The 14,930-nt window shown below is 53.0% G+C and carries 13 protein-coding genes; 4 read left to right on the plus strand and 9 right to left on the minus strand.

Going from position 1 to position 14,930, the window contains the following annotated elements; genetic code table 11:
* Positions 1–111: 111 nt before the first annotated feature.
* The 4 genes from WG929_RS04135 to WG929_RS04150 form a co-directional block, all read right to left on the minus strand.
* On the minus strand, positions 112–1,065 hold the full coding sequence (locus WG929_RS04135; RefSeq protein ID WP_369856630.1) for a VOC family protein: 954 nt from the start codon (positions 1,063–1,065) through the stop codon (positions 112–114).
* A gap of 25 nt (positions 1,066–1,090) precedes the next feature.
* Positions 1,091–2,248, minus strand: a complete 1,158-nt coding sequence (locus tag WG929_RS04140) for an alpha/beta hydrolase family protein (protein ID WP_369856629.1) — start codon at positions 2,246–2,248, stop codon at positions 1,091–1,093.
* Positions 2,249–2,683: 435 nt separating this feature from the next.
* Complete coding sequence (locus tag WG929_RS04145; RefSeq protein ID WP_369856628.1) at positions 2,684–4,045, minus strand: DUF1329 domain-containing protein; 1,362 nt, start codon at positions 4,043–4,045, stop codon at positions 2,684–2,686.
* 16 nt (positions 4,046–4,061) lie between these two features.
* Complete coding sequence (locus WG929_RS04150; RefSeq protein WP_416205023.1) at positions 4,062–5,738, minus strand: DUF1302 domain-containing protein; 1,677 nt, start codon at positions 5,736–5,738, stop codon at positions 4,062–4,064.
* Positions 5,739–6,022: 284 nt separating this feature from the next.
* On the opposite strand from WG929_RS04150, the gene WG929_RS04155 reads away from it, so the two are divergent.
* From WG929_RS04155 to WG929_RS04170, 4 genes are all read left to right on the plus strand, one after another.
* Positions 6,023–6,946 carry a LysR family transcriptional regulator gene (locus WG929_RS04155; RefSeq protein WP_416205024.1) on the plus strand — a complete coding sequence of 308 codons (924 nt, stop codon included), beginning with the start codon at positions 6,023–6,025 and terminating at the stop codon, positions 6,944–6,946.
* A 322-nt stretch (positions 6,947–7,268) separates the two neighbouring features.
* A complete protein-coding gene (locus tag WG929_RS04160; RefSeq protein WP_369856625.1) occupies positions 7,269–8,312 on the plus strand; it encodes a Rieske 2Fe-2S domain-containing protein in 1,044 nt (347 codons plus the stop codon).
* Between the two features lie 272 nt (positions 8,313–8,584).
* Positions 8,585–9,547: a PDR/VanB family oxidoreductase gene (locus tag WG929_RS04165; RefSeq protein WP_416205025.1), complete on the plus strand. Its 963-nt coding sequence runs from the start codon at positions 8,585–8,587 to the stop codon at positions 9,545–9,547.
* Between the two features lie 102 nt (positions 9,548–9,649).
* Complete coding sequence (locus WG929_RS04170; protein WP_369856623.1) at positions 9,650–10,243, plus strand: TetR/AcrR family transcriptional regulator; 594 nt, start codon at positions 9,650–9,652, stop codon at positions 10,241–10,243.
* A 50-nt stretch (positions 10,244–10,293) separates the two neighbouring features.
* On the opposite strand, the gene WG929_RS04175 is transcribed toward WG929_RS04170, so the two are convergent.
* The 5 genes from WG929_RS04175 to WG929_RS04195 all read right to left on the minus strand — a co-directional run bounded on the left by WG929_RS04175 (position 10,294) and on the right by WG929_RS04195 (position 14,725).
* The gene (locus WG929_RS04175) at positions 10,294–11,139 is read right to left on the minus strand and encodes a helix-turn-helix domain-containing protein (protein ID WP_416205026.1); all 846 of its coding nucleotides are present in this window, start codon (positions 11,137–11,139) and stop codon (positions 10,294–10,296) included.
* Between the two features lie 143 nt (positions 11,140–11,282).
* Entirely contained in the window at positions 11,283–11,771 is a 489-nt protein-coding gene (locus WG929_RS04180) for a universal stress protein (RefSeq protein WP_369856621.1), read from the minus strand.
* Positions 11,772–11,807: 36 nt separating this feature from the next.
* Positions 11,808–13,136, minus strand: coding sequence for a TRAP transporter large permease (locus tag WG929_RS04185; protein WP_369856620.1), 1,329 nt, complete (start codon positions 13,134–13,136; stop codon positions 11,808–11,810).
* Positions 13,137–13,177: 41 nt separating this feature from the next.
* Complete coding sequence (locus WG929_RS04190) at positions 13,178–13,690, minus strand: TRAP transporter small permease (protein WP_369856619.1); 513 nt, start codon at positions 13,688–13,690, stop codon at positions 13,178–13,180.
* A 3-nt stretch (positions 13,691–13,693) separates the two neighbouring features.
* Entirely contained in the window at positions 13,694–14,725 is a 1,032-nt protein-coding gene (locus WG929_RS04195) for a TRAP transporter substrate-binding protein (RefSeq protein ID WP_369856618.1), read from the minus strand.
* Between the last annotated feature and the right edge of the window lie 205 nt (positions 14,726–14,930).

A 14,930-nucleotide genomic window follows, 5' to 3' on the forward strand; every position in this document is an offset into this window, starting at 1 on the left:
ATCCTTCTGCCTGGCCTGCTGTCCTTGCGTCTTTATTGCCACCGCAATGGCAAAGCGCTTCACCCGGCGGCGCGGCAAAGCACCGCCCGGTGAAGCGATATCACGCAGATATCACGCATAGTCACCGTTTTCAGGCGTACCTGGGCCTGGAGACCACTTCTTGCGGTATTGCAGCAGGAACGCCTGCGAGGCATCAGCCCCTAGGTCAGAAACCCGCGCTTCCCAGGTTCTGTCGTGCAGATCCATATCGGCGTCCATTTCCATATGGCAGGCAAACGGGCTGTTGAAATACCAGAACCAGTTGGATCCGAGCAGGTGTCGGCCTGGGCCCCAGAACGCCTGATAGCCTTTTTCGATAAAGCGGGAACCGTTCTGCATCACTTCCGTTGGACCAGAGAAATGGAAGGTGAAATGCTCAACACCTTTCATATGTTCTGGCGCACCAATCAGAAAGTGAGAGTGGTGTTCCAATGAGCCACTGGCCTGTAAGAAGGGGCCAATACCATCAAAGCGGTCAGTGCAGCGGAAGCCCAGGCGTTCAACATAAAAGGCCTCGGCCTTGACCACATCCGGGACGAAATACACAACGTGCGACAGGGTACGCGGGCGTATCTGGCCAACATGGTCATCGACCCCCAGCTGGTTGACATCACGCTGGATCGGCGATCCGGGCACGTTGGCGATTTCGCCGATTTTTTCGATCAACTTGCGTTGGGTCAGCTGAAAACCAATCACAAAACCCATGTCGTCAACGGATTCAATCGAGCCATCGTCTAACAGCCGTACTGCACGGTCTTTCGATAACTCGTCGCGAATGCCATCCAGCGATGCCTGATTAGCCACACCCATCACGGTTTTACGCAACAAACAGCCATTACCCAGCGCCGCTGGCAAGGTTTCATCGTCGGTATGAGCCAGTACGATGGCAGTGCCATCCAGGGCTTCAAAGCGACCACCCTGATCATTCGTATCGACCGCAATCAAGCCGTAGTCGGTCAGGTATTGAGCACAGTCAGCAAGGTTTTCAACACCAAATACCAAAGTTTCCAAACCGGTAATATTCATCTTTGCTTCTCCTGAAAAGACAGTGCTAGGCGATGCGGCCATTCAAGTGTTCGGCAACCCAGTCAGCAATATAGGCTCCAGCGTTGTCCGGGTTATCAAAACTGGAATGCTGGGTACCACCTTCACGTTCGGTGAAAATTTTCAGTTCACGGTCAGGGCTGTTCACCAGCTGGTCGAAGGTGCGCTGAGCCCACTTCAATGGAATCTGGGAATCTTTTTCACCATGGGTAACCAGGAATGGCACCTTGATTTTCTCAACCACACCATCCAGGTGAACCTGTTCCGCAATCGCCATAAAGTCGCCCATGTCTTTCGCACCCCAGACCCAGCGCACGTGTTCCCAGTAATGCGGCACCGGAAAATCACCTTCATTTTCCAGGCGCTTTTTCTGGACGTCGCGCCAGTCGTGGTTAGCACCCCAGACCACACCGCAAGCAAAACGCGGCTCGAATGCCACGGCACGAGGACAGTAATAGCCACCCAGCGACACCCCTTCCATACCAATACGGGCAGCATCAATATCATCGCGGGCTTCCAGCCAATCGACCACGCGGCTGGCCCAGTGCTCGGCATCAAAGCGTGCAGGCAAACCTTGCAAACGCAACGCTTCACCTGTGCCTGGCTGATCAATAACCAGGGAAGCCACCCCCCGTTTAGCCAGCATGCGGGGCAAACCAACGCGGTATTTCATTTCTTTGGTGGAATCCAGGCCGTTGACCTGTACCAGCACTGGAGCCGGGCCATCCACCCCTTCCGCCCGCACATACAGCGCCGACAGGTGTGTGCCTTCGTAGGGAATTTCTACCCGCACGCAGTTTTCTTTGGTCAGCTCGGTACCGCGGTTAAACACTTCCAGAAAACGGGTAAATAACGCCAGACGACCTTCTGCACCATGGGCCTGCAAACGCTCGGCGGTCAGATAATACGTTGCAGCCCGGTTGTATTTTTCTCCGGCAGAGATCAGTCGCCCTTTGGTTTCATCTTCAGCCGCCAGATCGCAGAGTTTGTCGGCCATACGCGCCCAGGTTTCACGAAATGCAACCGTGCCTTCCGCGTCACGCTTTTTGGAAGCCTCCATCAGCGGTGCGCACATTTCCTCGATTTCACCCATCTTGGCCCCCATTTCAATGGCCAGATCGACGGATAAATTCCACGGATAGTTGGTTGGAAAATATCGAAACATAATTCCTCCTGATCAAATCAATAACATAAATTAATAACAACGGTAAAAACAGAATATCCTCAGATATCCACACACAATAAAAAAGACTTTCAGAGGCCCTCCGACACCATTAACAATTATCGTCAAACGCTGAATTAACCTCTGAAAGTCAAAGCACCTTGTTGCTGAACCAACCCAATAAAACAAGGCACGTTAAAATGGATCCTGGCCGCCATTAATTACCACCGAGATACAACCCAACAACATAACTCTGGCAAGCAAGCGGTTACCCGGTGGCTTACCAAGCAATCGTATTTTCATGTCCCATTCACATCATGCACATATCCAACTCGATCACACCGCAGTAATACCGAATCCAAACCCTTGTTATTTCAAGAGACTACCCCTGCCACTCACAGGAGATAACGATTCAAATCCGGTATCGCTGATTTGCTATTAACGAACCCCTTGTGCTGCCAGGCCCTGGCCGGTAAAGGTATTGGTTGGCCAACGATTGGTCGGTCGGTGATGGAATTCCTGATCGTTCAAGACATTGGCCACATAACCTTCACCAGACAACAGATCGTAGTAACCAAAGGTCTGGCGAATCGTGCCGGGAAAGTCTGGCATCACGTAGTTAAAGCCCCACAACGTCTTCCACAGCTGGCCTTTGCCATCCCAACGGTCGCCCAACACCGCTTGCCAGGTGTCTTCGTCCAGGTAGTACTTGCTTTTGGGAACACGATGACGCTTGCCTTCCGCCAGTGTCGCTTCGACGACCCACACCCGGTGCAACTCCCAGCGTACGGCTGCGGGATTGAGGTGCTGGCCGGTAATGATCTGATCTTCGCTGTATTGCAAAAACCGGTTCTGGTTGTAGGGCACCAGGATTTCCTGCTTGCCCAGCAGTTTCCAGTCGAACAGGTCGGTACGACCCGAAAACACCGATATCTCGTCAAATGACATCAGACCGGCAGTAGCGGGAGCTGGCGTATCGCAACAGGCATTCGGCAAACGCCGAACCCGGCGCTGACCTGTCAGGTAGACATAGGCCGCCGACTTGTCGGCATCCAGGTTATCACGTCCGACGATCATTTCACCGGCACGAATCGGCGGTCCGACGTTGGTCAGGTTAATTTCCCAGTACATGCCATCGTAGTTATCCACGCTGCCATCCTGAAAGTAATACGGCATATTCTGGCGAATAGACCCCTCGGTGGTCAGTACGCTTCTGCCGTTCGAAGTGATCTGATATTGCGTCAGCATCACCTCCCAACTGCTTCCCGCCCAGCCGAGAATATGATTTTTAATGGCTTCAAGACCTGTTTTAGCAATCGGGAACGGCACGCCACCGTAGGCACCCTTGAGGGTGTGACCATCCAGAGTCGCGCGAATCGCATTGGCGGCAGTGTTGTCATACACCCACTGGGGCGCTGACGCAGTACGATGAGTCGGATAGACATTCAGATGGTAGCTATCCGGGTATTTTTGCAGCATCGCCTTGACACCGTCAGTCAACTGATCGGCATACTGATTCATGTTGTCGACGGTGATGGTGTACAGCGGCTGCTCATCCTTGAACGGATCGCTGCGACGCCCGCCCGCCACATCACCGGGAATTGGCTGGGTGTAACCGCCAGTCCAGGCAGGAATGATACCAGCCGCATTCCCGGCGCGCTCGGCACCAAGCGGGGTCAGATCCCGCTGCAAACGAGCAGCTTCTTTTTCTGAAACAGCCGCGCTGGCGACCAGACTGGAACACGACAATACCGTTGTAGAAATAACGGCCAACAGTGCCCGGCTTTTGTTGTTATACATAATTGCCTCCGGCTATTTAAAAGGTAGTACTGACAGACAATGAGAGGTAATCCCTGTCTTTCAGCGCTTGTTTGAATTGGGGGTCATTATTGTTATCGTTGCCTGAGCCAATCGGTCCGTGGAACCTCATATAGCTCAGCGAACCAGTCCAGCGACTCAGATATATTGCCTTGACGCCAACATTAAAATCGCCGCCCCGGTCAACACCAAAAGCCGGGCCAACGGCAGACGAACGACCCCATGTATAGCTACCACCGATCGTTGGACTTACATCAATACCGGAGAATAACTGGCGATAGGTCGGGCTATAAACAACCCGAATAGCCGATGCCGATTTATCGGTATTCGGATTCAATGCACCCTCGTTATCAGTAATGGCCATACGCGTATTCCAGGCAACTTCACCCAAGAAACTGGCCTCATCTGAAATAAACGAAGGGCCGAGGCTGGCGAGCCATGACACCTGGGCATGACCCGTCTTGCCTACCGCATAACCAGGGTTATCACTGTTGTTGTATTCGGTGCCGACACCGATGGTTTCCAGAATGGTTACGCCAGAACTGGCCAACGGTGCGTTCAGACGAACGGAGGCTTCACCCGCCAGGCTCCACACGCCGACCGTTTTGGCAAAACTGGCGCCAAACGCCTTTATCCCTTCATGATAGGCCCACTGGAACTTGGAAGCCGTCAGCTCCGGCGGAGTACCAGACAAGGTGGTGTAGATAACGCTGGGAGAAAACGAATTGTATCGAATGGCGTACAGACCAAAATCGGTGTCAACCTCAGGCACATACAAGCGTGCCTGCAGGCCGTACTGGCCGCTGCCAGACGCCTCCATATCACCGCCATTTTCAAACACACCGGTGGGGCCAGCATTCAAACGCTCTCCAGCAAGTACATCACTGCTCGACAGATAAGCACCCGCTGGCAACAAACGGGTTTTCTCCCATTCGTACCCAACATAGGCACCCAGCGACAAATAGTCGGACAACGATAAGGTGGCAGACACCTTGCCCAGCGGCCGAGCTACTTCCTTGAACTGGGAATTGGGAACCGATAACAATTTCACCAGATCCAGCGGTGCCTGACCACCGGCAATACCATTCGCGCCATAAAACAGGCTCTCACCCCATAGCAAGGTATGACGCCCGACCCGCACCGTACTCATGTGCTCACCAAAGCTGAAGTAGCCGTACACGAAGGCATCCAGCAGTTCAACATCCCCCCCCATAATGGTGCGGGCATCGTCTGAAAACTCATCTGCCGAATCGGCATTAGAGGTAGTGGTATCGTTGTCGGTATCCTGATGGTAAATCTGATCGTACCAACCCGCCGCACTGACCCGAGCGCCCATGTTTTTATAGGCCAGGTCAACCTCAGTCAGGATATCCAGTCGGTTGGAGACCAGCCCCTTGTCGAAGTTATTGTCACCGTCGTCTTGGTTAACATTATTGGGGCCGACAATGCCATTGGCATCGTACTGTGTTTCGGAAAGCTCTGCAGACCGCTCTTTGAGGCGATAGGCAGCACTGTATTTGACCGTATTATCCAAACGCAGGGACAGTTCCGGATGACCGGTATCAATCGTAAATGCGTGAACAGATGTTGTGCATACCATGATGGCCAGAGAGAGCACTTTGGGGTGCAATTTCTGACACACGGGAGCCATACCCTTGCGAGTGTTTATCGTCATCAGACCCTCCTCCAATTATTTGGAGATTGTTGTTTTTATTCAGGGAGCCGAACACCGGAGCCAGCGTTATCGCTACTGAACTGAGGCTAGCGATGTACCGCGAGAGGGCAGATTACGAGTGACCGACCATTCAGTAAAACGCTTAAAACTAAACAGAGGATTCGATAAGATCGAACGTTTATTGAATAATTCGGTCATCCGCCCATTTGCCAATAAGGCTGGTCAAAGCAGCTGGAAAGACTCTACTCTGTGAGCCGGAATGGCGAGACAAGAGGGGAAACATCATGCGTTTTAACAAGCTGGATCTGAATTTGCTGATCGCACTGGATGTGTTGCTAAAAGAACGAAGTATTACCAGAGCAGCAGAAAAGCTGAACCTGAGTCCATCCGCCGTCAGCAACTCACTCTCACGTCTGAGGGAGTATTTCAACGACGATATCCTGACCCAGATCGGCCGTAAGATGTACATCACGCCATTAGGGGAAGACATGCAGGATTCCGTCCGTAATGTGCTCAATCTGATCGAAAGCAGTATTCTTATCCAGCCCAACTTTGACCCCGCCACTACCGACAGAACCTTCAGTATCTTCTGCTCTGACTACACCCAGATGGTACTTATTCCCCACCTGCTGATGCTGGCAGAACAACAAAACAGCAATGCCCGCTTCCGGTTTTTGCCACAGATTGAAAATCCGCATAAGTCCATGGAGCGAGGCGAGGCCGACCTGCTGATTATTCCGTCGGACTTTGTCTCCGCCGAAAACCCCAGCGATGTACTTTATGAAGAAGATTTTGTGTGCATGATGTGGAACGACAGCGCTATTGCACACACCCCCCTGACCGTAGCGGCCTATGCCAATGCGGGTCATGTCAGCATGGAGCCTTCCGCCCATCGCCGAGATTTTTTCAGCCAGTTTATTAACCAGGAATACGGCATCAACCGTCACATTACCGTCAGCACCTACAGCTTTGCCGTATTGCCTTCCATGGTGGTCGGGACAGAAAACATCGCCACTGTGCATGCACGTCTGGCCCGTCAAATTGCCAGAATCTGGCCGCTCACGATCAAGCCCCTACCCTTTGCCATGGCGCGAATGAAGCAATGTGTGCAATGGCATCAGTACCGCAATAATGACAAAGGGCTAATCTGGCTCCGAGAACTGCTGGTCAAAGCCACCTCCCAATTGGATATCTCACCCCCGGCGTAGCAGCCGATCGCACAGCAGCCAATGTCTCGAACACCCACTTGGTGCTGACCGATCACCTGAGGCACTGGTAGCCAGTGCCTGTTTCTGATGATCAGCTACCAACCATCGCTATCTTGAACCGTGCTTACCCTCACAGCAGACTCAACTTGTCAGCTCCGGAACCTTGACATAAAAAATACTCACCACTAAAGTAAACATAGTTAACTTAACACTGTTAATTTAACCTTTGAAACACCCGCTACATAAAAATAAATCACCAGGTCATGGATCATCACGCCCGGCAAGGGATAACAGCATCCATAACCCAGCAGGAGAACACCGTATGCCTTATCTGATGAATTGTTGGTACGTGGCCGCATGGGCCAGCGAAGTAAGCACCGGGGAACTGTTTCCCCGCACCCTATTGGATCAGAAAGTCGTCATCTACCGCGACAACGAAGGCGTGGCCCACGCCTTGCTGGATCGCTGTCCCCACCGTTTTGTCCCCCTGTCCAGCGGCAGCCTCTGCGATGGTGGCCGTTCGATCCAGTGCAATTACCATGGATTGCAGTTCAACCAGTCCGGCCAGTGCGTGCACAATCCGCACGGTGATGGAAAAATACCCGCAGCCGCTCGCGTCAAGACCTTCCCGTTGGTCGAAAAACACAACTGTCTGTGGATCTGGATGGGTGACCAAGACAAGGCTGACCCAGCACTGATAACCGATTTTTCCTGCATGGATCGGGAACATTTCTACGTGGGTGAAGGGTATTTATATGCCAAAGCCAACTATGTGCTGGAGTCCGATAACATTCTAGACCTGTCCCATATCGAGTTCTTGCATCCTGGCACGCTGGGCAGCGATGCTGTCAAAGACTCGGTCACCGAAGTGAAACAGGATGGCGACACCGTCTGGTCCATGCGCCAAACCAACAACGAAATCCTGCCCGATTTCCTGTACCAGGCCTGGGGCATTGAACATGGAAAACGGGTCGATCGCTGGATCGACGTCCGTTGGGACGCCCCGGCCAACATGCTGCTGATCAGCGGTGCAACCCCCACCGGACAGCCCAGAGAAAACGGCATCGAAACCTTGATTCCACATATTTTCACCCCCGAAACCGCACATTCCACGCATTACTGGTTTGGCATGTCCTTTCCCAAGGCCATCGGGCCGCATGCGCAGCAATTGGCTGACGAACAGGTCGCCAACCTGAGCGTGCCGTTTGAAACCGAAGACCTGCCCATGCTGGAAGCCCAGCAAGACAACATGGGTGACAGCGACTTCTGGGAAAACAAACCGGTCTTGCTGATCGGTGACGCAGGAGCCATTCGTGCACGCAGGACACTGGACAAGCTGATCAAGGCAGAAAACGCCGCGACCTGAGCCAGCTCAGCATCCTATTCCTCAAACCGAGGGGACGTTCTCAATGATTAAACCGAGCCTGCTGAGAGCCCGAAGGGTCAGGGTCAATATCCCGCCATGCGGTGTTCCATGCGGTGTTGTCGGACTTGAAAAGGACGCGCTATTCTCGGCGTCCAACGCCTTGCCTGACGGGATTTTCCTCCTGACAGGCCACGTTAACTAATTGGAACGTCCCCTAGAACCACCGCCGGGGATAACAGCCCCGGCGGACTGCACTCGTACAGGTAAACAGCATGTTTGACGTTATCGTCTCGAAACGCACTCAGGAATCAGAGCGAATCATCAGCCTGGAACTGACCGCCCCCAACGGCGGCGAGTTACCGGAATTCAGCGCTGGCGCTCATATTGATGTCGTCACCCCAAATGGCCCCGTGCGCCAATACTCGTTGTGCAATAGCCCGGCTGAACGCCATCGCTATTGCATCGCAGTTCAGTTGGAAGCCGACTCTCGTGGTGGCTCGACCGCCATTCACCAGGCTGCAGTTGAAGGCAGTACGCTGCAGATCAACGCCCCCAGAAACTTGTTCCCATTGGATAGCAGCGCCCAGCATTCGCTGCTGGTGGCGGGCGGCATAGGGGTGACCCCTATTCGCTCAATGGCAGCCAGCCTGCACGGTGAAGGCAAATCGTTCGAGCTGCATTATTGCGGTCGCCAGTTAGCCAACATGGCCTACCTTAACGACCTGCAACAGTCCGAATACGGTGATCAGGTTCATATCCATTGCGATGAAAGTGAATCGGCCCAACGGCTGGACATCACCACCCTGTTGCAACAAACCGACCCGACCACCCATATCTACGTCTGTGGCCCAGCCGGATTTATGGACTATATACTGGACGGCGCTGCTCAGGCTGGCTGGTCAGCCCAACAACTGCATCGGGAATATTTCAGTGCCTCCAGCCCAAGCGACGACGACGAGCAAGGCAATCGCGCGTTTGACCTGTTACTGAGCAGCAGCAATCAGGTGATCCGGGTGGCTGCCGACACCAGCGCAGCCGAAGCGCTGCTGGCTGCGGGTATCGATGTCCCCTTGTCGTGCGAACAGGGTATTTGCGGCTCCTGCCTGACCACCGTCCTGGAAGGGACTCCAGAACACCGGGACAGCTTCCTTACCCCGGATGAACAGGCTGCCAATAACTGTTTCACCCCCTGTTGTTCACGAGCACACAGTCGTCAGTTGACCATTGACCTCTGAAGCCCGAGTCTGGACAAGCACTCGAATCCTTCGGGGCAGAATGTTAGATTGCGCCTTTTGGCTGCACCGGCAACCAAAAGGCCGACGCACATGGAGCACCCAGTGAACAAGAAAACGTCCTATCACCATGGCAGCCTGCGCGCGACAGCCCTTGAACTGGCCCGCCAACTGATCGCCACGGAGGGACACGATGCCGTCCAAATCCGTCATCTGGCCAAAGCCATCGGTGTCACCCCAGCCGCCATGTACGGGCATTTTGCCAGCCGCAGCGACCTGTTGCTTGAACTGGCAGAAGAGGCCCACCAGCGCCTTTATCAACAGCTCGAACGGTTCCTTGCCAGTCACCCGGAACCACTGCCCGCGCTGAAAGTTGCTGTCCGCCATTTTATTGATTTTTGTCAGGCAAACCCCGGCACCTTTCGCATGATGTATCACGATGAAGTCATTCATGCCGCTAACGCAGAGCAGCGGCTGGCATCACTGGCCAGAACCTACCGACTGCTCTACCGCATGTTTTTACGCGCCTTTCCGGAACGGGATAGCCAGCAAATACAAATCAACATGATCTGTATGTGGTCAATGCTGTACGGCTTCGCCCTGGTACGCAATCAACAGATGTTGATGCCTTATATGTCTCAGGGGCTGAATGATGAAGCGCTGATCAATCAGGTGGTGCAAGCAGCCATCACCTCCTGACCTGCTCGTCTCATACGCAGGGTGTGAGGGTGCCTGATATATGGAAAATGCTATGACGAAGATCGCCGCAAGGTTTCAGAAGGCAACTCACCAATATGCTGGCGATAATGCTGTGCAAAACGCCCAAGATTGGAAAACCCGTAATTAATAACCACCTCAGTCACATTCCTTGCTGTTCGAGGTCGGGCACTTAATTCCCGGAACACACTTTCAATTTTGAGCAGGCGAATAAACTCGCCTGGGGTGCAGTCCAGTGAGGATCTGAGGCGGTTATACAAGGTCTTGACGCTGACCTTGCAGGACGCTGCCAGAGCAGACAGATCGACATCCTCCTGCAGATTGGTCAGCACCTGACGCCGCAATTGAGCCACCACCGCATCGTTCAGCGGCTGTGTGGTTATCATCCCGCAACCAAGACCATGAAACAGTTGCAGTATCAGGCCATGACACACTTGTAACTGGTGAAAACGTATATGTTCTCGGAAATGGTCTGTTTGGTGCGACGGCTGCGTCATCACCTTTACCAGTTGCTCCAGCTCTGGGGCTCCGCAGACGACAGGCAGCTCCCAAAGTGTTTCCTTCCGTAGCCAACTCATACCAATTGCCGCGTCACTGAGTTCAGCCAACGGCACATTCAGAATACTGAAGCAACCGTCACTATCAGGAACCAAGGCATTGTGAGTGCCAGCAAACAGCAGCAGCACATCACCGGATTGCAGCTGGTAGCAAGTACCACTACACAGCAATTGATGGCGCCCAGTATGACTGACAACCACCTGCATCATCTCTGCCGGAATGACCCAGTCACAAGGCATATCCAGACCACTGAACGACACCAAAGCATGGCTCCCCCGACACTCTACGAATATGTCTGACTGCTGGCTAGTCTGTGGCACAGGCCCGCCCCTCAGGAACGCAAATACCTCCTGAATGCAGATATAGTCAGGACATGAATGCCGTCTGCCATCCGTCAGAGCGGCTGGAGCTGGCCTAGTCTGTAATGTATCAATAAAACCGCATGCCGCCATAACCCTGCCTTTTAGAGAAGAGGAACGATCAGTACTGGGCGAGCACCGTGCTCCATCACCTTGGCAGCGGTTGAACCCAACAGTTTTTTGCCGAGCCCAAGCCCATGACGCGTCCCCATGACGATCACACTGGCCTTGATTTCATCCGCTACACGGAGAATTTCTTGCCACGCACGCCCCTCTTCGACGCGAGCAACCAGCTGATCCGCTTGCAACTGCTCGTCGATATCCAGTTCCGCAGCGCAAAAATCCTGCACCCGCGCCAGAATCTGCTCCCGTACCGCAACAAGGCTGTCATCATGCAAGGCCTGCAATGACGGATCCTGAGCCATGAGCTGCTGCGCCAGACGGTCAGCCTGACGGCTCGGCGATTCGATCACATGCAGGTAGGTAATGTGCGACTGGTAATGGCCACACAAGCTGACCGCCGCTCGAAATGCCGGGCGCGAACCATCCTGCAAATCGGATGCGTACAAAATACGTTTAACACCAGGCAGCATAAGGCACCTCCTGTTGGATAATCAGAGTAAACGGCATCAGCGATACAGCCATTCCGGCAGCAGCATGGCGATCGCTGGAATAAAGACAATCAATGCCAGACGCACAATATCGGCACACCAGAAGGGCGTCACTCCCTTGAAAATGGTCGCCGGATTCACATTACGTAGCACCGCACTGAGCACAAACACATTCATGCCTACTGGAGGCGTGATCAGGCTGATTTCGGTGACCACCACCACCACAATACCGAACCACACCAGATCAAAACCCAAGCTTTGCACCAGCGGAAAAAAAATCGGCACCGTCAGCAGCATCATCGATAAGCTTTCAAACACCATTCCAAGTACAATATAAATACCCAGAATCACCAGAATCACTCCCATCGGGCTCATATCCAGCGCCGAGACAAAGGTCAGCAAATCGGCGGGCAACCCGGCACGGTTGATAAAATCGGAAAAAATCAAAGCCCCTATCAGTACCGTAAACAACATAGCGCTGGTACGTCCGGTATCCGTAAGTGCCAAAAACAATGAGCTGAACGACAGGCTACGACGCGTCAAGGCAATAATAAAGGCACCGCCAGCACCAATTCCTGCCGCTTCAGTCGGCGTAAACACGCCGAGGTAAATGCCCCCCATCACCAGCGTAAACAGAATCACCACACCCCAGACCCCCTTCATCGCCTCCAGCCGCTGTTTCCAATCCAGTTTGTCACCGCAAGGGCCCGCTTCCGGAGTGCGCCACACCACAAACTTGACTGCTCCTAGGTACAACAGAATACCCAAAATACCAGGCATAAAACCGGCGGCGAACAGCTCACGGATACTGGTTTCAGTCAGCAAGCCATAAATCACAAGAATCACGCTGGGCGGTATCAGAATCCCCAACGTGCCACCGGCAGCGATCGATGCCGTTGCCAGCGAATCGGCATAGCCGTACTTCCGCATCGGAGGCATCGCCACCTTGGCCATAGTCGCCGAGGTTGCCAAAGACGAGCCGCAAATCGCCGAGAACCCGCCACAAGCCACCACAGTGGCCATCGACAAGCCTCCGCGGTGATGTCCCAGAAAGGCATTAGAAGCACGGTATAACGCTTGCGACAGACCGGAGCTGGTCACCAGATTGCCCATCAGAATAAATAGCGGTATGACCGACAGGCTGTATTCTTGCACCGTGTCAATGACCCGGTTGGATGCCATCGCCAAGGCACCGGTCCAGCGAAACTCCAGCAGATTATCGAACCCGAGTCCCTGCAAATAAGCGAAGCCGAAAAATCCGACCAGCCCCATGGCAAAGGCAATGGGAATGCGTACGACAATAATCAACAGCAACAATATAAAAAAGCCAATCAGTGCGACGATCATATGGGAATTCCGATAAATAAAGTGGTAAAAATCATTTCAGCTCATCGCTCTTCATTCAGTATTCTATATATTCCATAGCTGACCATAACAACCGCACAGACATAACTCATCACCGATATATACTGAACAATATAACCAACCGGCATTTGCAGATACTCGGTGACAACTTCACGCCGTAACGAACGTTCAGCGGTAAACATCATGCGCCCAGCCACGGCATAAAAAGCCCCAGAGACCAGCAGCGCAGATAACAACCCCAACGCCTTGACCAATCGATGGTTCATATAACGATCCAGCAAATCGACAACGACATGGCCTCCGCGCCAGGTAATAACCGGCATTTCGGCAAACACCACCACCGCCAGTGCTAGCTCGGTGATTTCCACGGTGCCATCGACCGCGTTGTTTAAAAAATAGCGTCCGATCACATCGGCACACGTCAGCAGCATCAGCGCCATCAGCACGGCAGCAGCAACGCACTCAAGGGAGAAGGCCAGCCATTTGGCTGGCCCCTTCTCCTCGTAGTGTTCTGAAATCCAATCAGAAAACACCATCTGCTATTTCGCTCTGTGGTAATTACGGGCAATATTTCGCAACTCAGCCAAGGCCGCCTCCGCGTCAACCTTGCGGTCAGCAACAGAGTCTATCCAGAGCTTATCCATACCGGTAATCAGCGTATTGAATTGACGCGACAGCAGCTGCGCAGCTCCGACTTCGTTGATTTCTACCTTGTCGGCCTTGGCTGCGATAAAACCTTCCCCGTCACCTTCTTCCCAGGCCGCACCGGCCATCCGGGACAATTTCTCACCCGAAACAGACATAATGGCCTGACGGTCACGTTCGCTCAGGCTATCGAGAAAATCCGGGTTGATGAACATAGAGAAGCTGCCCATATACATGCCTTCCGGAAAAATCGTGATGTATTTGGTGACTTCGCTCAGACGCAGGCTTTTTTGCTGTGCCATCGGCATAAAGATGCCGTCGATCACTCCCTGCTGCAGCATTTCGTAGGCTTTGGTGGCGGGTGCAGCCACCGGCGTTACTTTCATTTTTTCTGATAATTCGGTCTGGATACCGCCCCCTACACGAATTTTCTTGCCTTCCAGATCAGCCAGCGAGGTGATACGAAAATTTGACTGAATGGTACCCTGACCATGGGTAAACATCCCCAAGACTTCCAGACCTTCAAATTCATTCGCGACGCGGAAATATTTGTCGTACACACGCCACAGCGCCACCGAGGCAGCTTCGGCACCGACACCCAGCCCTGGCTGCTCCACAATTTGTGGCAGTTTAAAACGGCCTGGTACGTACCCGTGGTAGCTGAAGCTGGCATCAATCACGCCATCTTCCACTAGCTGAAACATGGTTTTCGGATGACCCAACCCGTACTCGAGTTTGACCTTGACCCGCCCCTCGGTGGCTTCTTCCACCCATTTAGCCCAGGTCGGCCAAACAATGGCATTCTGATTGTCGGTTGGTGGCAACCAGGTACCAACCCGTAATTCGGTGGCAGAATGACTGACGGCGGAGGTCACCAATGCTGCGATTGCCACACCGGCCGCCGCCATATTTTTAATACTAAACATGTCGTTTTCACCCTTGCTTTTAGATTTATTTTATTTTGTCTCGTTATCACACTGTGATAAAAAGCCAAATGGGCACTACTTTATTTCGGTATTATCTCGTCAGACTCAAATACCAATTTATTAACGTTATCAACGCCAGAAAAATAATATTTTTTTATGCTGAATACTTATTTATTCTTATATGGAAATAAAATCGCTTGCCGAA

The organism is Oceanobacter antarcticus, assembly GCF_044962685.1.
In the GTDB taxonomy this organism is placed as follows: domain Bacteria; phylum Pseudomonadota; class Gammaproteobacteria; order Pseudomonadales; family Oceanobacteraceae; genus Oceanobacter; species Oceanobacter antarcticus.